Annotated in this window: 19 protein-coding genes and 1 pseudogene; 5 read left to right on the top strand and 15 right to left on the bottom strand. The window is 45.4% G+C overall.

Annotated elements, in window-relative coordinates; genetic code table 11:
- The first annotated feature begins 80 nt into the window (after window positions 1–80).
- Both ACK28X_RS10385 and ACK28X_RS10380 read left to right on the top strand, forming a co-directional pair.
- Window positions 81–863: an N-formylglutamate amidohydrolase gene (locus tag ACK28X_RS10385; protein ID WP_412058883.1), complete on the top strand. Its 783-nt coding sequence runs from the start codon at window positions 81–83 to the stop codon at window positions 861–863.
- Between the two features lie 115 nt (window positions 864–978).
- On the top strand, window positions 979–1,236 hold the full coding sequence (locus ACK28X_RS10380; protein ID WP_412058882.1) for a DUF2312 domain-containing protein: 258 nt from the start codon (window positions 979–981) through the stop codon (window positions 1,234–1,236).
- A gap of 1 nt (window position 1,237) precedes the next feature.
- Here the strand turns inward: ACK28X_RS10380 and ACK28X_RS10375 are convergent, their stop codons facing one another.
- The 3 genes from ACK28X_RS10375 to ACK28X_RS10365 form a co-directional block, all read right to left on the bottom strand.
- Window positions 1,238–3,052 carry an ABC-F family ATP-binding cassette domain-containing protein gene (locus ACK28X_RS10375; protein ID WP_412058881.1) on the bottom strand — a complete coding sequence of 605 codons (1,815 nt, stop codon included), beginning with the start codon at window positions 3,050–3,052 and terminating at the stop codon, window positions 1,238–1,240.
- 209 nt (window positions 3,053–3,261) lie between these two features.
- A complete protein-coding gene (locus ACK28X_RS10370) occupies window positions 3,262–3,561 on the bottom strand; it encodes a hypothetical protein (RefSeq protein WP_412058880.1) in 300 nt (99 codons plus the stop codon).
- A gap of 56 nt (window positions 3,562–3,617) precedes the next feature.
- Entirely contained in the window at window positions 3,618–4,259 is a 642-nt protein-coding gene (locus ACK28X_RS10365) for a thiamine diphosphokinase (RefSeq protein WP_412058879.1), read from the bottom strand.
- 182 nt (window positions 4,260–4,441) lie between these two features.
- Here ACK28X_RS10365 and ACK28X_RS10360 point away from each other — a divergent pair, with 182 nt between their 5' ends.
- Window positions 4,442–5,899: a M48 family metalloprotease gene (locus ACK28X_RS10360; protein WP_412058878.1), complete on the top strand. Its 1,458-nt coding sequence runs from the start codon at window positions 4,442–4,444 to the stop codon at window positions 5,897–5,899.
- Window positions 5,900–5,929: 30 nt separating this feature from the next.
- On the opposite strand, the gene ACK28X_RS10355 is transcribed toward ACK28X_RS10360, so the two are convergent.
- From ACK28X_RS10355 to rpmB, 4 genes are all read right to left on the bottom strand, one after another.
- Entirely contained in the window at window positions 5,930–6,877 is a 948-nt protein-coding gene (locus ACK28X_RS10355; protein ID WP_412058877.1) for a cation diffusion facilitator family transporter, read from the bottom strand.
- Between the two features lie 90 nt (window positions 6,878–6,967).
- The gene (locus ACK28X_RS10350) at window positions 6,968–7,879 is read right to left on the bottom strand and encodes an RNA polymerase factor sigma-32 (protein ID WP_412059126.1); all 912 of its coding nucleotides are present in this window, start codon (window positions 7,877–7,879) and stop codon (window positions 6,968–6,970) included.
- 288 nt (window positions 7,880–8,167) lie between these two features.
- Window positions 8,168–8,827 carry a VUT family protein gene (locus ACK28X_RS10345; RefSeq protein WP_412058876.1) on the bottom strand — a complete coding sequence of 220 codons (660 nt, stop codon included), beginning with the start codon at window positions 8,825–8,827 and terminating at the stop codon, window positions 8,168–8,170.
- Window positions 8,828–9,177: 350 nt separating this feature from the next.
- Window positions 9,178–9,483 (bottom strand): 50S ribosomal protein L28, encoded by a 306-nt coding sequence (gene rpmB, locus ACK28X_RS10340; protein WP_412058875.1) that lies wholly within the window; start codon window positions 9,481–9,483, stop codon window positions 9,178–9,180.
- A 206-nt stretch (window positions 9,484–9,689) separates the two neighbouring features.
- Here rpmB and ACK28X_RS10335 point away from each other — a divergent pair, with 206 nt between their 5' ends.
- Together ACK28X_RS10335 and ACK28X_RS10330 are read left to right on the top strand one after the other, a co-directional pair.
- On the top strand, window positions 9,690–10,532 hold the full coding sequence (locus ACK28X_RS10335; RefSeq protein ID WP_412058874.1) for an SURF1 family protein: 843 nt from the start codon (window positions 9,690–9,692) through the stop codon (window positions 10,530–10,532).
- Window positions 10,529–11,422 carry a DMT family transporter gene (locus tag ACK28X_RS10330; RefSeq protein WP_412058873.1) on the top strand — a complete coding sequence of 298 codons (894 nt, stop codon included), beginning with the start codon at window positions 10,529–10,531 and terminating at the stop codon, window positions 11,420–11,422. The genes ACK28X_RS10335 and ACK28X_RS10330 overlap by 4 nt, the downstream gene beginning before the upstream one ends.
- 92 nt (window positions 11,423–11,514) lie before the next feature.
- Here the strand turns inward: ACK28X_RS10330 and ACK28X_RS10325 are convergent, their stop codons facing one another.
- The 8 genes and pseudogenes from ACK28X_RS10325 to ACK28X_RS10290 form a co-directional block, all read right to left on the bottom strand.
- Window positions 11,515–11,919, bottom strand: a complete 405-nt coding sequence (locus tag ACK28X_RS10325) for a F0F1 ATP synthase subunit epsilon (protein WP_412058872.1) — start codon at window positions 11,917–11,919, stop codon at window positions 11,515–11,517.
- A 105-nt stretch (window positions 11,920–12,024) separates the two neighbouring features.
- A pseudogene (gene atpD / locus ACK28X_RS10320) lies at window positions 12,025–13,461 on the bottom strand (F0F1 ATP synthase subunit beta); the annotation flags it as partial.
- A gap of 96 nt (window positions 13,462–13,557) precedes the next feature.
- A complete protein-coding gene (locus ACK28X_RS10315; RefSeq protein ID WP_412058871.1) occupies window positions 13,558–14,427 on the bottom strand; it encodes a F0F1 ATP synthase subunit gamma in 870 nt (289 codons plus the stop codon).
- Between the two features lie 23 nt (window positions 14,428–14,450).
- A complete protein-coding gene (gene atpA, locus ACK28X_RS10310) occupies window positions 14,451–15,980 on the bottom strand; it encodes a F0F1 ATP synthase subunit alpha (RefSeq protein ID WP_412058870.1) in 1,530 nt (509 codons plus the stop codon).
- Complete coding sequence (locus ACK28X_RS10305; RefSeq protein ID WP_412058869.1) at window positions 15,980–16,552, bottom strand: F0F1 ATP synthase subunit delta; 573 nt, start codon at window positions 16,550–16,552, stop codon at window positions 15,980–15,982. The genes atpA and ACK28X_RS10305 overlap by 1 nt, the downstream gene beginning before the upstream one ends.
- Before the next feature lie 345 nt (window positions 16,553–16,897).
- A complete protein-coding gene (locus ACK28X_RS10300; protein ID WP_412058868.1) occupies window positions 16,898–17,128 on the bottom strand; it encodes a hypothetical protein in 231 nt (76 codons plus the stop codon).
- A 202-nt stretch (window positions 17,129–17,330) separates the two neighbouring features.
- Window positions 17,331–17,603: a hypothetical protein gene (locus ACK28X_RS10295; protein WP_412058867.1), complete on the bottom strand. Its 273-nt coding sequence runs from the start codon at window positions 17,601–17,603 to the stop codon at window positions 17,331–17,333.
- 84 nt (window positions 17,604–17,687) lie between these two features.
- A complete protein-coding gene (locus ACK28X_RS10290; RefSeq protein ID WP_412058866.1) occupies window positions 17,688–18,053 on the bottom strand; it encodes a hypothetical protein in 366 nt (121 codons plus the stop codon).
- Between the last annotated feature and the right edge of the window lie 157 nt (window positions 18,054–18,210).

The following is an 18,210-nucleotide window of genomic DNA, read 5'->3' as shown; positions in this document are numbered from 1 at the left end:
GCCTTTTTCTGCATAGGGTTTTATTTTGCCCCTTTTACGCCCCTTGTCAATCATCAAGCAAGCCAAAACTAGAGTTCCCCATGATCACACCCCCACTCGATCCGGATTCTCCCTTCACTATTCTAAAAGGCGATTTAAAGAAGGGCCTCCTACTCATCGCCGACCATGCCTCGCCCTATATTCCCTCATCTTATAGCAATTTAGGACTCCCGCCCAAAGTCCTAACCAGTCACCGCGCCTATGATATTGGCATCGCCGCTCTTACTGTAATGCTCAGCACCCAACTGAAAGCGCCCGCCATCCTAAGCGGGTTCTCTCGTCTTCTTATTGACCCCAACCGAGGGCTTGATGACCCAACACTAATCATGCAAATTTCTGATGGTGCAATCATCCGCGGCAATTACCCCATTAGCGAAAACGAGCGAAACCAACGTATAAACACCTTTTATCGCCCCTATGATGAAGCCATTGCCCAAACCCTTCAGCGTATTGAAGTAGCAAGCCATAAGTCTCCCCTTACCATTTCTCTTCATTCCTTCACCCCCCAATGGCGCGGTATTGCGCGCCCTTGGCATATCGGCCTCCTTTATCACAAGGATAAACGGGCTTTTACCCCCCTTTATCAAACATTAAATGCAATAGATAGCTTAATCATTGGGAAGAATCAGCCCTATGATGGTGCTTTATCTGGCTCTACTCTCGACCGCCATTGCGGCCGTTTTGGCCGCCCCCACATTTTGATAGAAATTCGTCAAGATCTTCTAGCTACACAGTCCGCCATTAACGCTTGGAGCAGGCGGCTTGCGCCGATTTTTAATGCGCTTAACCAAATGCCAAATTTACACGAAAAGCAAAATTTTTGACTACACCCTTTCAAAATTTCCAACAAGGCTTGACTCCCGCGCTCTTCCTTGGCATCACCGCGAAAGAATGAGATGCCTACAGCCCATCCGCGTATCTTCACTAAAGGAGACCATTATGAACGACATCACAAATGAGAGCCAAGCCATCGCTGTCGGACAATTACGTTCCTTTATTGAGCGGATTGAGCGGCTGGAAGAAGAAAAAAAAACCATATCCGATGACATCAAAGACGTCTATGCCGAGCTAAAGGGCACGGGCTTTGACAGCAAAGCCGTACGCACCATCATCCGCTTGCGCAAAAAGGAAGACCATGAACGTCAAGAAGAAGAGGCTATAATTGAGCTGTATAAAGAGGCTTTGGGGATGAAATAACTCATACACCCCCTATAGCCTCGCGTAGCATTTCCAGCTCAAGCCATTCTTCCTCGCGCAGCAAAAGTGTTGCGCGTGCTTCATCCAATTGCTTTGATACAAAATAGAAACGTTGCGCGTCTTGAGTATAAAGCGCTGGGTCTGCTAAGATTGCTTCAAGTTTTGCAATTTCCCCATTCAGCTCCTCTATTTCATGCGGCAGCTTTTCCAAACGATAGACTTGCTTATAAGACAGCTTTTGGCGGCCTACTGCAGATGATGGCGTCGCCGAAGGGGTCTTTTTTACCCCAACCTTCTGGCCTATTCGAGCATCCGTATATGCAGCCCTCGCTCCTTTGCGTTGGACTAGCATATCTTTATACCCCCCAGCATACACCTGCCATACACCGCCACCTTCAGCGCAAACAATCCGTGTTACCGTGCGGTCTAAGAAATCGCGATCATGGCTCACCAATAAAACAGTACCATGAAATTGACTTATCAATTCCTGCAAAAGATCCAAACTCTCCATGTCCAAATCATTCGTTGGCTCATCCACAATCAAAACATTAGCGGGCTGTGCCAGGAGTCGTGCAAGAACAAGGCGTGCCCGCTCTCCCCCCGATAAATCTTTAATAGGGCTACGGGCTTGCTCAGGCCTAAAAAGAAAATCTTTCATATAAGACGTCACATGCCGCTCTTGTCCATTAATCACAAGGCTATCGCCGCGTCCCTCAGTCAAATAAGCACCAAGGCTTTGTGTTTCATCTAGACTACGATTTTGATCAAAAACCGCCACTTCTAAATTAGCACCCCACTTACACTGGCCTTGATCAGGAATAAGATGCCCAGTCAGCAAGGATAAAAGCGTGGTCTTACCTGCGCCATTAGGCCCTACAAAACCGATCCTCTCCCCCCGCTCAATCCGTATGGAAAAGGCCTTCACTAAGGAATTGCCGCCGAAACTCTTATAAATATCCCTAGCCTCAACCACCAGCTTACCTGATGCTTGAGATTCACTCGCTTGCAAATTCAACTGCCCCTGTGGACCTTGATGATTACGATATTTCTGCCGCAGACCTTGCAAGGCACCCAGACGACGTACATTGCGCTTACGGCGTGCTGTCACACCATAACGTAACCAATGCTCTTCGCGGGCAATTTGGCGTGCCAAACATCGCTGGTTACGCTCTTCTTCCTCTAAAATCTTATCCCGCCAAGCTTCAAAAGCACCAAAGCCTTGCTCTAAGCAACGTGTTACGCCGCGATCCAGCCAAACAGTGCTCTGGCTCATAGTTTCTAAGAAACGCCGATCGTGAGAAATCAAAACCATCGCCCCGCGCCAACGCGCCAATTCACCTTCTAGCCATTCAATAGCTTGTAAATCTAAATGATTGGTAGGCTCATCCAATAATAAAACGTCGGGCTTAGCCCCTAAAACGCGTGCTAAGGCGGCTCTCCGTACCTGGCCACCAGAGAGAGAAGATGGTACAGCCGCGCCATCAAGATCTAAAGCTGCTAATAAGGTTTTTGCACGATGCGGGTCGTCGCTAGGGCCAAGGCCTGCTTTCACATAAGAGTCTATATCAGAAAAACCAGCAAGATCCGGAGCTTGCGGCAAATAGCACACACGAGCTTGAGGAGCGCGAAACACGTAACCATCAGTAGGCTCTAGAAGCCCCGCGGCGATCTTTAATAGAGTAGATTTTCCGCAGCCATTGCGCCCCACTAAAGCCATCCGCGCCCCTTCTCTAATCGAAAGGCTTGCACCGTCTAGCAAGGTTTGCGCACCCCATTTTAAAATAATCGAATCAAGATGGAGAAGGGGCGGTGCCATAGTCATACCTCACATAAGGCTCTTTCCCTACTGCATCTCTTCCTCAAAATCAACAATCGCTTGCTAATGTTAACCCTGTAAAGGCTTGCCGATTTTAGGTCGACAGACAAGGCCGCTTCAAATTCGTAAAATCTTAAATAAAGGAACCACTCTTTAATTTTAGCCGGCATCGTAAAAAAACACAGCGCATAAAAAAACGCCGCCCCTATCTACCGTACTCTATAGGGAGAGCAGGGAGCTTCATAGATACGCCCATACGGGTCAACATATTTACAATAAACCGCCGAGCGCGGCTTTGCTGTCCGAGCCCCTAGCGCCCCACCTGCCACTGCACCAGCCGCAGCGCCTGTTAAAGTCGCAGTTCCCGTGCCGCCGATTGCGCCGCCAGCAATTGCGCCCAAAGCGGCGCCAGTAGCACCGTATCCTGCCACTTGTTGTTCAGCTGGTGTACAGCCAGCCAACCCCGCACCTAACGAAACTACCGCCATAATGGCCGGAAAAAAACGCATGGTTACTTCTCCTCAAATAAGTCCCTGCACGCCGAAAAAAACAAATAGCGGTTCTATTATACAGCATTTACAGGTAATCTAACCGCAATCATTGCTTCACCAGAACGTAAACCAAGCTTTAAGGTTCCGCAAACGTGATTAGAAAGAGTTAAAGACGAGCCCAAAGCTACATCATGGTCACGTAAAGGCCACCGTGCCCCGTCCAAACTTAAACCCTTAAGATCACTAAATCCGATTACACTAAACACACTAGCGTTGGGAAAATCATAAGTACAAGCCCCCGGCAATACAGGTAAGGCTTCCTCAACGCCCGCGGTCAAAAGCACTGAACAGTTGTCTTTAGCCAAAGCTAAAGCAAGAGTCATATGGAGCAACATATGGTCACTGCGCTCTCCACGCAAAGCGCCGCATAAAATCAACCGCCTTGCCCCTCGCTCTAGAGCAAAACGAACCGCCAAGGCACCATCGGTAGCATCCTTATCAATGGGAAATGTTTCACGTGGAACATCGCCATAAGCGGTTTGTAAAGACTTTGATGCAGAATCAAAATCTCCCACCCACAGGGACGGCCTCACCTCTAAAGACTTAGCGTGAGCCATTCCTCCATCAGCAGCAATCACAGTGCTTTCAGCAATTTGACGGCGCAAACGGGGAGTCACAGTCAAATCGCCGGCCAATAAAATCGTAAATGTAGACATAAAACACTTCCTTCCGACGTCACGATCCACACCCTCTCCTTAAAAGGGACTTGATTAACATACAAAAAAAACAATACAATGTCGCTAAAGTACAAAAATAGCCCCTCTTTCGCCTCGCTTCCAATAAACTAAAATGGTTGCAAACCGTGATCAATAGACCTTCAAATCACGCTTCATTGAACATGTCTCCTCCCTTTGCCACAAAGCGAAGTTGGCGTCTATTCAGCTTTGTATACCTCCTTGTTGGAATAGCTCTCTTTGTAACTGCGTGCCAAAGCATCAAAGAAAAATCTAGTACGTCTTTAGACCACTCCCTCGCCATCAATACACTACTTGACCAAGACGATCTTGCTCAAATGGCTGCTAACCAGCACCCTCGAATCTTACATGCCTATGGGGGCGAATACCACAATCAAAAACTTGAGCGCATGCTAACTGAAATTGTAAGCAAATTAGCCCATTATAGCCAACATAGCCCATATACCTATCGCATCACCATTTTAAATTCTTCTAATATCAACGCTTTCGCCCTCCCTGGTGGTTATGTTTATGTAACCCGCGGTCTTTTAGCCCTTGCCAACAGTAATGACGAAATCGCCGCCGTCCTCGCCCACGAAATGGCTCATATTATTGCCAATCACGGCCTTTTACGCCTGCAAAAGGCCGCAGAATTAGCACTTGGACAAAAAGTAGCAAAAAGCATTTTATCCAATCAAAAAATAGCAATACAGAAACAAATAAGCTTAGCGCAATTCTCACGCATTCAAGAGCTTGAAGCCGATGCTATCGGTATCAAAATCATGGCAGAAGCAGGCTATGACCCCTTTACAGCCGCGCAATTTTTACAAACCATGCAAGATTATAGTGATATTTCAAGCACTAACAACCAAGCACTCGACTTTTTATCCAGCCACCCTTCCACGCCTGAACGCATCAAACAAGCAGTTAAACAAGCCTCCCAATATAGCCCGGCCTCGCGCAGCAATATTGACAAAAAAAACTTCTTAAGCGCAATTGATAGCATGCTCTACGGCAATGACCGCCTCTCTGGCTATATTCGTGGCTATCAATTTTACCAACCCGAATGGGCCGCCACCATAAAAGTTCCGGATGGCTTCTTAATAAGTAGCAACCAGAAGGTTATGACAGCCAGCGGCCCCCAAAAAACCGCTATCCGCTTTGACAGCCTTCCCCTGAGCGAACCCATCGCAGCGACAGAATACCTTGAAAGCGGTTGGGTCAGTGGCTTAGATCCACATACGGTACGCGCTTTTTCACTCAACGGCTTGCACGCAGCGCGCGGTGAGGCAAGAAACAGTCTTTGGCATTTTGACGTGATCGTAATCATAACAAAAGCCCGCGTGTTTCGTTTGCTTGTCGCTGGGCCTAAAGGTAAACCCCTAGCGCCGCTTACCCAAAGCGTATTAAAAAGTTTTGCTCGCCTCAATCCTTATGAAATTGCAACCCTCAAACCCTTGCGCATCCATGTTGTTCGCGTTGCTACCAACCAAAGCGTTACTACCCTAGCCATGGATATGCAAGGCGTTCTCTATCCAGAAAAATTATTCCGCCTCATCAATGGCCTGGGGCCTAATGATATGATCTTCCCAGGGGAATATGTGAAAATCATCGCGCCCTAATTAAAGGGTTTAGTTCGTAAAGCTTACAAGCTAGTAAGCCCATTCTGGCTGGGCCGTGAAAGAAACCGTCAACCAGCGATCGGGACCAGCATTACCGATTTCTGCACCTAAGCGGGTACGAATATTATCGATCCATTCAATAGTACCGATTGCATAAGAAGGCGGCAATATGAAATGAATCTCAACCATATGCGAGCGACCAATCTTAGCAATATACGTCTGCGCTTCAACGAAACCATAATCATCCACCACTTGACTTACGATTTTACGAATATGCTGGTCGAGATCAGGAGGGGTCATAATCAAAACTTCGCGTAAAGCCGCTATAAACGATTTAATCGGCAAAGGCGCAAGGCATAAAGCAATCAAGGCCAAAATGCTAGAATCAATAAAGGGCAAAACCCCCGAAAATCGCGTATCCTTTATAATAAGCGCGACACCAAAAGCCAAGGCCAGAGCCAAAGCTATAGCGCCCGAAATAAGCCAGCTCTTAATATCCATGTCGATAAAGCTTGAGCCAATCCTACGGTTGCGGCGCGCTTCGTAAACCGCCATAGAAAACGCCAAAATAGCCGCATAAATCGCAAACCACACCGCTGAACCAAAATGGGGGCTATGTCCACCATGCCACAGGGTACTCACCGCGCTAACAAAAGCCGCGCTCACCGCTAAAACTAAGGTGAAACTATTCAAAGCCAATAAAAGTGGCTCAAGATGCCAAAAACCATTTTGAAAACGCTGTGTAGAAGAGCCAAGTTGCGCCACTTGCTTATAGCTATCCATTTGGATAAGCCGAATTACCATAAAGGCGGCAAAGCTAAAAATACAATCCACCGCTCCAAACATACCATCAAAAGCGATAGCCGAAGAGCCTACGGCCAGACCCACTATAATACCAGAACCTGCTAATAATAAAGTAGCAAAAATAGAACGTTTTAAAACTGCTTGTTCGGCTTGATTTTTTAGCTCATATGACACATGTATCTCCTTAATCTTTAAAAGATTAAGGACAATAAGCGATTAATTCAAGGCTAAATTCGCAAAATATATTTAGGATACCAATCACCTTTATACCTTATAAGCTTCAGCATTATTATAAGCCAACAAAGCCTGGCGCAATTTTTGCAAGGCCCGCGCTTCAATTTGACGTACTCGTTCTTTAGAAATACCAAGCTTATCGCCCAAAGATTCAAGAGTCGCACTATTTTCATTCAAACGCCGATTTCGAATAATCTGTAATTCACGCTCATTCAAAATCTTTAAAGCTTTATTAAGCCATTGCACGCGACGCTCACCATCAATTTCTTCTTCCACCAATGAGTCTTGCAAAGGGCGCTCATCGATCAAAATATCCATCTTTGATCCTGAGCTTTCATCATCACCTGCCAAAGGCGCACTTAGAGAATTGTCTGTAGTGGAGAAACGAAAATCCATCATTTCCACATCACGCACCGCTACACCCAATTTTTGCGATATATTATGAAAAATATCGCGCTTGCTTAAAGTCTCATCCTCTTGAGACAATTTAGTACGCAACTGCCGAAGGCGAAAAAAAAGAGCCTTTTGCGAAGAGCTCGTTCCACCCCGTACGATCGACCAGTTGCGTAAAATATAATCTTGAATGGATGCTCGGATCCACCAAGTAGCATAGGTAGAAAACCGCACCTCGCGTTCAGGCTCAAAACGCGCTGCTGCCTCTAAAAGCCCCACATAGCCCTCTTGAACTAGATCTCCCAGAGGCATTTTAAAATGCTTAAATCGATTAGCAATGGCTATCACCAAACGCATATGAGCAGCGGCAATCTTATGCATCGCTTGAGCATCTTTACTTTCTTTCCAACGTTGCGCTAAATCATGCTCATCTTGGCGTTCTAAATAAGGGGCACGCATCGCTGAACGCATCATATTTCGTCCGATGCTAGCATCACTTGCTGTATAATTTCTGACGCTTTTATAAGTTTCTGCTGAAAAATTAGCCATCGTACCCCTCATAATTTCCTAAAATTCAATCTTAAAGAGTCTCTTATCTACAACGTTAAGGATATAAATTTGTTCCAAACTACTTTAACGTGTGTTTATTTTCAACCAAAGGTTATATATATCACCTTAATTTGAATAAATTACAATTAATGGTTGCAGAAAAAGTCAAAAAAACGCCAAATAGGGGTAAAATAAAGAACCTGGCTATAGAACGGTTCATAGAATAATAAAAACCCGCGCAGGGGTTAGCAGCGCGGGTAATTGATAAAAGCATATTAAAAAGTATGATTAAGCGCGGTTTTTGCTAATAGCCGTACCCTTATAAATACTAGGTATAAAGACCGCTAAAATCGCTCCATAAGGCGCAAGCATAATAAGCCCCATCAGCACCTTCCAAATCAAATCGCCGGCCGCCAAAGAAACCCAAACGGACACGGGTGATCCAAAAAAAGTGGTCACAGCGTAAATTGACTTATCGGGTAAGAAGAAAAATGAATCCAAAAAGGCAAAAAACGGGGCAAAAGCCATAGCAAAGAATAAAATCGTATCAGCTATTGAGCCCGCGCACACCGCCGCCAAAGGTGCAATCCACCATGCCCTACGGCGCAGCGGAGTGAAAACAGCGATATCTAGTAATTGCCCACATAAAAAGGCTGCACTAGAGGCAATAGCAATCCGCGGGCTAGCCAAAAACCAAGAGACAATAACCCCCACCACGCAACCAACATAAACGACTTTCCGAGCCGCCGCCTGGCCATAACACCGATTGGTCAGATCATTAATCAAAAACGTAATAGGATAAGTAAAAGCAGAATAGGTTAAAACATGGTCGATCACAAACCAACGAACTGGATATTGAATCAACACATTTGAAAGCGCTACTACGAAGCACATAGCTAATGCGGAGTACAAAAGATGACGGGTTTGGGAATCCTTCAAGGCAAACATTGGACCATCCATATATAAATGAGGAGAGCAGATTAATGAAAGGGCGGGCCCTTCAGCTTCACCGCGATCATTAGTGACAAGCGAAATCAGCCGAAATGTTCGCAAACTCAGCTAATTTCTAAGGTCGTACATTTTTTCAATTTCCCCTTGCAACGGGCTGTTTCTACCACGAGCTAGGCCTGAAAGAATGTAAAACCCGTTCTCAAAAAGACTGCAGCCTCTCTGAAAAACAGGTTGTATTGTTAACTAGTAAAAATATAAATACGCAAAAGTTGCACCATATCTATGCAACTTTTGTAGCGGTAAGTTCTTAACAAAAAGCCGCCCAAAGGCGGCTTTTTAGAAGCAATCTAATTTTGCGGCACTTCGCCGCTATCCTGCTGTTTTTTAGCAATTTGCCGTTTCAAAAGGCGGGCACGCTGAGAAAGTTCTTTATCGCCTGCTTTTGTCAAAAAGGCATCTAATCCACCACGATGTTCAACTGAACGCAAGGCATTAGCAGACACGCGCAAACGGTAACTTTGTTGCAAAACATCCGAAATCAACGTAACATTGCACAGATTAGGCAAAAAACGACGGCGCGTTTTATTATTCGCATGGCTAACGTTATTGCCATATTGGACCGACTTTCCGGTCAATTCACAGGCGCGGGACATAGATTCACCTTATCAATCTTAGGCAAAAGGCGCATAAACAAACGAAGATCTGCAAAACCTTTGACCAGATAAATTCAACTTGCGCTTCTAATAAGCGACCTACATGCAAAGGTCAAGCCTTTTTCAACAAAGACGCGCTTTTTTACGCTTTCTTCAGCCTGTACAATAAGCTATATTTCATCTTTACCCTAGCATTAATAGAGCACATGCCCCAATCTAACCCACCCACGACAATAACGGCACATGCTAATACAGTGCCACCCAAGCCGCCAAAACACTTAAATTGCTTTCCCTTTAACGGTCTTGGCTTTTTGCTTTTTCTCTTTATTGTCCTGTTCACTTGTCTAGGCATTTGGCAGGTTAAACGGCTTGCTTGGAAAGAGACTCTTATCGCACAAGTGAATATGCGGCTTCATACCACTCCAAACGATGCTCCTATGCAAGCAGCTTGGCCAAAAGTAAACTTTAACGATGATGAATACCGCCCTGTCCGCCTTCATGGACGCTTTCTCAACGACAAAGAAACTTTAGTGATCACGCTAACCAATGGAGAAACTGGTTATTGGATACTAACGCCTTTCTTGCGAGATGATCACACTATTGTTTTTGTCAATCGTGGCTTTATACCTATGGATAAACGCAAGCGCGAAAGCCGTGAAAACGGCATGATCACTGGTAAAACAACTGTCACTGGCCTTTTGCGTATGGGAGAATCTAATGGTTTCTTTCCCCGCGCCAACAAACCCGCGCAAAATATTTGGTACACGAGACAATTGCCGGCAATCGCTCAAAAACTGCACCTCACGCACCCAATCGCCCCGTATTTTGTTGATGCGGATGCAACCCCTAACCAAGGCGGCTGGCCCAAGGGGGGGCTAACCTTAGTTACCTTCCCTAATAATCATCTTAGTTATGCCATTACTTGGTTTTTACTGGCTCTTGGAGTATTAACAGCTTTTATTAGCCTCAGCCTTAGCGAGCGGCGTAAAAAATGCCCCTTCAGCCCCCTAACTGATACCATCTCTAATAACGAGATAGAACCCAAATGAACAAAGCCACCCTCATCGGTTTTTTTGCAATTCTCATGTGGTCACTCTTGGCTCCCCTCACCGCCTTGAGTGGTTCCATACCAACCTTTTTGCTTACCGCCCTCACTTTTTCTATTGCCGCCATCCCAGGGGGCGTTTTATGGGTTAAACTGCCTAATCCTTTCGCTATCCTTCGCCAACCGTGGCCTATATGGCTTTTAGGCATTATTGGGCTTTTTGGTTACCACTTCCTTTATTTCACCGCTTTGCGTCACGCCCCGGCGATTGAAGCAACGCTCATTAACTATCTTTGGCCGCTATTTCTGGTCTTAGGTAGCGCATTAATGCCTCACGAAAAACTCTATTGGTTCCATATAGGCGGTGCTATCTTAGGCTTTTCTGGTGTGGTATTAATCATCAGCCACGGCAATGGTATAAGCCTAAACGGGGCACATAACCTTGGATATTTATGCGCTTTTCTTGCTGCCTTTTTCTGGAGCGGCTATTCTATACTCTCACGCCGCGTTGCTGAAGTACCTACCGCTAGCGTTGCTGCCTTTTGTCTTAGCACATCGCTTCTAGCCTTAATTTGCCACTTCCTATTCCACGAACCTTTTATCTTACCGCAAAACCCAAGCCAATGGTGGGCTCTCTTTCTATTAGGATTATTTCCTGTAGGTCTTGCATTTTACTGCTGGGATCACGGCGTGAAGCATGGAAATATACAGCTTTTGGGTGCAGCAAGCTATGCAACCCCTCTCCTTTCCACTTGTGCCCTAATCTTGGTGGGTCAAGCTACGGCCAGTTGGCGACTGTTTTTTGCCTGCCTTTTGGTCACCACAGGTGCTATATTAGCCTCTAAAAATCTACTCACACGCTCAGAACATCAAAACATTCAATCATCCAGCTGATCTGCCCTAATATAAAAAGCCGATAGTATCCCTATCGGCTTTTATCATTCGCTTATATTCAACAGACTACTTAAAACCACACGAACGCGAAGTTACGCCAAGGTTAAAACACCGCGCACGGTGGTTAATTGGTGGAAAAAATCTTCTGCCTTATTACGAGCCTCATATTCCTGTGCACCATCAATAGCTTTACGTGCCTCTTCAATACGACGCTCCAAATCTTCAGGGTCAAAATCTTCAGCGGCTACAGCAAATTCAGCTAAAAGTGAACAGCTCGTAGGTGTGACTTCAGCAAAGCCACCATACACAGCAAAAGCGCGTTCGGCCTTTAAGGTATGAACCTTCACAAGGCCTGGAATAATATTTGTCATCATCGGCGCATGTTCAGCCATAACCGTCATATAGCCTTCGCTAGCTGGTAAAACAAGTTGCGTCACTTCTTCCGAAAAAAGTAACCGCTCTGGTGAAACCAGTTCAAATAAAAAATGACCAGCCATTTAACCCTCACAGACCTCATATTGTCCACCGATACGGCGTGCCACCGACATATCTCTAATGCCATTTGCATTATCTTAAAAGCTCAGGAGGCCTTTATAGCCCCACTAAGCTGCCTCTGCTGCCATACGTTGAGCTTTTTCCATGGCTTCTTCAATTGAGCCCACCATATAAAAAGCTGCTTCCGGCAAGTGATCATAGTCACCAGCACACAAACCTTTAAAGCCTTTGATCGTATCCTCAAGAGAAACCAGCTTCCCAGGTGCACCAGTAAACACTTCCGCCACGTGAAATGGTTGCGACAAAAAGCGCTCAATCTTACGGGCTCTAGATACGGTAAGTTTTTGCTCTTCTGAAAGTTCGTCCATTCCCAAAATGGCAATAATATCTTGTAAAGATTTATAGCTTTGTAAAATGGTTTGCACTTGCCGCGCTACGGCGTAATGCTCTTCGCCTACAACGAGCGGATCCAAAAGCCGTGAAGAAGAATCAAGAGGATCCACTGCGGGATAAATCCCTTTTTCAGCGATAGAACGCGACAAAACAGTGGTTGCATCCAAATGGGCAAAAGACGTAGCTGGCGCTGGATCTGTTAAGTCATCAGCGGGCACATAGACCGCTTGTACCGAGGTAATTGAGCCTTTAGTTGTGGTGGTGATGCGCTCCTGCAAAGCACCCATATCGGTTGCTAATGTAGGCTGATATCCTACTGCAGAAGGGATCCGCCCCAACAAAGCTGAAACTTCAGAACCTGCTTGTGTAAAACGAAAGATATTATCAACGAAGAACAAAACATCTTGCCCTTCATCGCGGAAACTTTCGGCAATGGTTAAGCCTGTCAAGGCCACCCGCGCCCGCGCACCCGGCGACTCATTCATTTGGCCATAAACAAGCGCGCATTTTGACCCTTCAGTTGATCCACCATTTTCCCGTGGATTTACATTCACGCGGCTTTCGATCATTTCATAATAAAGATCGTTCCCTTCACGTGTCCGCTCTCCCACGCCAGCAAAAACTGAATAACCTCCGTGAGCCTTAGCGATGTTATTAATCAGCTCCATAATCAAAACAGTTTTTCCAACGCCCGCACCGCCGAAAAGGCCAACCTTCCCGCCTTTAGCATAAGGGGCCAAAAGATCCACAACCTTAATCCCAGTTACTAGAATTTCTGATTCAGTTGATTGTTCTACATATTCAGGCGCTGGCTGGTGAATCGCTCGAATTTTATCATGAGCGATAGGCCCTACTTCATCAACTGGCTCTCCAACTACATTGAGGATTCGCCCTAAGGTAGCCTCCCCAACAGGAACAGCAATAGGCCCTCCTGTATCAACCACCATTTGACCACGCACTAAACCATCGGTACTATCCATCGCAATAGTGCGTACAATATTTTCGCCCAGATGCTGAGCCACTTCTAAAACCAACCGATTGCCCAGATTTTCAGTTTCTAAAGCGTTGAGAATCTTAGGCAATGGCTCATCAAATTGTACATCCACCACTGCACCAATGACCTGCTTAATGCGTCCATTAGTACCCTTTTGCAAATCAAGGCTAAATTGCACCTTTTGTGCTACATCTGTCTTCATATCTGTCTTTTTTGAGGTCGCCGCTTTTGCCATCGATCCTTACCTTCCACTTTAGAGCGCTTCAGCGCCCGCAATAATTTCGATCAATTCGGTGGTAATCTGCGCTTGCCGCCGCCGGTTATAGGTAATTGATAATTTATTAATCATCTCACCAGCATTACGCGTCGCATTATCCATAGCACTCATTTTAGCACCCATCTCACCGGCTACATTTTCCAATAAAGCCCGAAAAATCTGTACTGAAAGATTGCGCGGCAATAAATCATCAAGAATTGTTACCGCATCGGGTTCATATTCATAAAGAGCATTGGAATCTGATGCCTCTGCTGAGGCCACAGCTGGAATAATCTGCAAAGATGTAGGCTTTTGATTAATTACCGAAATAAATTCTGAATAAAAGAGTATACACACATCAAATACATCTTGGGCAAATAATGCCAGAATCTTCTGGCTAATCAATTGGGCTTCGTGAAAGCCAATTTGCTTCACGTTGCGCAAATTGACATGATCAACCATAAGATTTTGGAAATCGCGGCGCAGAATATCAGCACCCTTTTTCCCCACAGTGATGATTTTTACATCCTTCCCTTCACCCAAAAGCTTACGAATATGGTCGCGTGCCGCCCGCGCAATTTGTGCATTAAACCCGCCACAAAGCCCCCGTTCAGCAGTGCAAACCACAACAAGGTGCCTATCATCACGCCCCGTACCCTTCATCAAGCGCGGGGCATCTTCTGCCGCCACATTGTGCGTAATATTGGCTAAAACTGCACTCATCCTCTGAGAATAAGGCCGTGCCGCTTGCACTGCTTCTTGGGCGCGATGCAATTTTGCAGCAGCAACCATTTGCATTGCTTTAGTAATCTTTTGCGTCGCCTTAACCGAGGCGATCCGGTCTCTAAGGTCTTTTAACGAGGGCATGAAACCATCTCATTCCTTTAAATTTACGCAAAATTTTTCGCAAAATTGCTGATAATATCTACCAATTTTGTCTTAATCTCATCTGTTATCTGCTTTTGCTCAGCAATCGCATCCAAAACATCTCTATGCTCGCTACGCAAAAGACTCAACAAAGCTTGTTCAAATTTCCCTACAGTTTCCACTGCAATTTGATCCAAATACCCGTTAACGCCTGCAAAAATCACTGCCACCTGCTCTTCAGTTTTCAACGGCGAAAACTGCGGCTGTTTCAAAAGCTCGGTCAAACGCGCCCCTCGGTTAAGCAAACGCTGAGTCGAGACATCAAGATCTGAACCAAATTGTGCAAATGCCGCCATCTCTCGATATTGCGCCAACTCTCCTTTAATAGATCCCGCCACCTGTTTCATAGCTTTAATTTGTGCAGCTGACCCCACACGAGAAACAGAAAGCCCTACATTAACCGCTGGACGTATCCCTTGATAAAACAAATTAGTTTCTAAGAAAATTTGCCCATCAGTGATTGAAATCACATTCGTAGGGATATAAGCTGACACATCGTTAGCTTGGGTTTCAATCACGGGCAAAGCTGTCAACGAACCCGCACCGTTTTCATCATTCAACTTAGCAGCTCGTTCTAAAAGACGCGAATGTAGATAAAACACATCACCAGGGTAGGCTTCACGGCCAGGCGGGCGACGCAACAAAAGTGACATCTGCCGATAGGCCACCGCTTGTTTGGATAGATCATCATAGCCAATCAAGGCATGTTGCCCATTATCGCGGAAATATTCCCCCATCGCACAACCAGCAAGCGGTGCTAAAAACTGCATAGGGGCAGGATCAGAAGCAGTAGCCGCCACCACGATGGAATAATCCAGTGCACCACGTTCTTCTAAAATCTTCACAAAGCGCGCGACAGTCGAACGTTTTTGGCCAATCGCTACATATACACAAAAAAGCCGATCCTTCTCTGGTCCATGATCATGAACAGGCTTTTGATTAAGGAATGTATCAAGCAAAATAGCAGTTTTTCCCGTTTGACGATCCCCAATTACCAATTCACGTTGTCCCCGCCCAACTGGAATCAAGGCATCCACTGCCTTCAACCCTGTAGACATAGGCTCATGAACTGATTTACGGGGGATAATCCCTGGTGCTTTCACATCAACCCGCCGGCGCTCACGAGCAGCAATCGGGCCTTTACCATCAATAGGATTTCCAAGAGCATCAACGACACGGCCTAACAATTCAGGGCCAACTGGCACATCAACAATCGCGCCCGTTCGCTTCACGACGTCGCCTTCAGCAATATCGCGATCCGACCCAAAAATAACCGCGCCAACATTATCAGCTTCAAGGTTTAAAGCCATGCCCCGCACGCCGCTGGAAAACTCAACCATTTCACCAGCCTGCACACGATCCAAACCATATATACGGGCAATGCCATCGCCCACCGATAGCACCTGCCCTACTTCCGAAACTTCAGCCTCTTGACCAAAATTTTTAATTTTTTCTTTCAGGATTTTTGAAATTTCCGACGGTTTAATATCCATCAGCCGACCTCTTTCAGTACAAGCTTAAGCCTAGACAATTTAGTGATGAGCGACGTATCAATTTGCTTTGATCCAAGGCGAACAATAAGCCCACCCAAAATTGATGAGTCAACAGTAATATGCAAACGCACGTCTTTGCCCGCCGCTTCTTGCAAAGCGGTCTTTAATTCCTTTTCTTGCGATGCGTTTAAAGACTGAGCCGCGGTTACCTCTACGACAACTTCGCCCCGCAAAGCAGCTACCAACCTCTTAAACACATGAATGCAATCTACCAAAAGAAAAAGGCGCCGATTGGCAGCTAATACCTGACAAAAGTTTCCAACCAAATGCGCTACATTTTTTGTAAATGAAAACTTCGCCACAACTGCCTTCATTGCCTCAGCCTGCTGTGTCTTTGAGAAAGTAGCGCTCATAATCAAGCGGCGTAAATCTTCGCTGCACTTAATTAAGCGCAATAAGTTATCTAAAGCACCTTCAATCGCATCAACCGCATTAGCCTCCTGCGCCAAATCAAAAAGCGAGGCCGCATAACGCTGTGCAACAGGTGAGGTTAGCGAAGCGGTTTTTGCCACGATCTATCTCTTTCTGCTCTTTCCTACCTCTACGGCCGATTCATTTCACGGCCAACGGACTTAAATACGGCCTGATTATAGAATCTATCTAAAACGCTATCTTAAGTTATATAACACCCAGCGTTTCGCTCTATCGACCAGTAAACTTATTGGCATCTAGCACAGACAAATTCAAGGTGCAACCACAAGAGCAGGGTTTTTACTAATCCCCGCGATTTTTTATAATTTTTAGCACACATAGCCAGAAAGATAAAGGAAACGCCCTAAATAAAAAGCCAAAAATCTTAGGCTTTAGCTGGTTCAGCTGCACACTGAAGCCTATGACATTCAATTTTTAGTTGATAGTCAATCTGTAGTGAAGTTACTTATATAACTGTTTATTATTAGGTTTTCAAACAAAATTAATATATGTGAAAGATCAACTCTATTTGCTCCTATATCTATATCGAATGAGTCTACCTCTGCCCTGCCATCGCCATCGGTTTTAGCAAAAGGGGAAGAAACGATTTTTACCATGCTCTCATCAATTACTTTAAATGTTACTGTTTCACCCTCTATGGATATGCGGCCATCCAAAAGGCTAGCGAATGTGGCTTTTTCTCTCGAAACTTCAAGACATCGCTGTTGTAGAATGAGAGGTGATAAGCATGGTCTACGTGAATGTCATACTTAGCTTCAATAGGATCTCCTGACGTCTGGTCCATCCATTTTACGTATAGCTTAATATCACCAGCCCGTATCGACGCTAGATAAACAAACGTGAACCCCTTATATCTTCTTAACTTATTGAAGATTTATCACCAACCTTATGACCTTCAGCGCTAAGGGTCGCGCCTCCCTCCACCGTAAAGCTAATGGGCTGAGCGCTCTCACCCTTGCCATGGTTCAAAAGGGTCACTTGATAGGCCTGAGCCTGTGCTCCTATCTTCAAGGCCCTCTGGTTAATATCCCCGTTCGCTCCATCAAAAGTCAAACTATGACCAGCCGCAACCTTAATCTCCACTTGAGTATTCACCGTTCCATTAGACACTAGCGTCGCACTTAAAGTCACCGTATCCCCAAAATAATAGTCTCTAATGTAACACTAGCCTTACCATCAGCTCCAAAGGCAACAACTTTGCTACCCCTGTTATCGTCAGCAAAATTTGCAAACCCTAATCCATATATCTTCTTCATAAAAGGTATCAGACATCATTTGATTCCCAAAATAAAGCTGTGTCGAAACAGCCGAGCCCATTGGAAGATCAGGGTTCCCACATGTAATAGTCATCTGAACCCAGCCAGATGCATCGGTCTTTCCTTGAGCTGGAAAGAAAGAACAGTATGACTCTCCTTTAGGACCAACCATAAAATCTACAGTTTCCCCTTCAATGGGGTTATCGGGGTTTTTATTGTAGAGTTGAGCATAGATTGTATAGGAAACGGCTGGCTGATGGATAACATTTACCCAGAAGTCCGTAGGATCTTTGTATTGCATTTTATATTCTTCCTCAACAAACATGGGAACCGTTCCAGATTTAAAGATTCTACCAGTTTTTGGATTAATCCAGCTTGCCTGTAGGTCAACATGCCCTCCAGCGATCCAATTTTTACGAACCGCCCCTTACCCCATCATATCAACCCCTTTTTCCTGTGGCCGCATGCTGATAAATGCAGAT

Source organism: Bartonella sp. DGB2, from assembly GCF_046843095.1.
Taxonomy (GTDB): Bacteria; Pseudomonadota; Alphaproteobacteria; order Rhizobiales; family Rhizobiaceae; genus Bartonella.
This window is presented reverse-complemented; position numbering and strand designations above follow the sequence as displayed.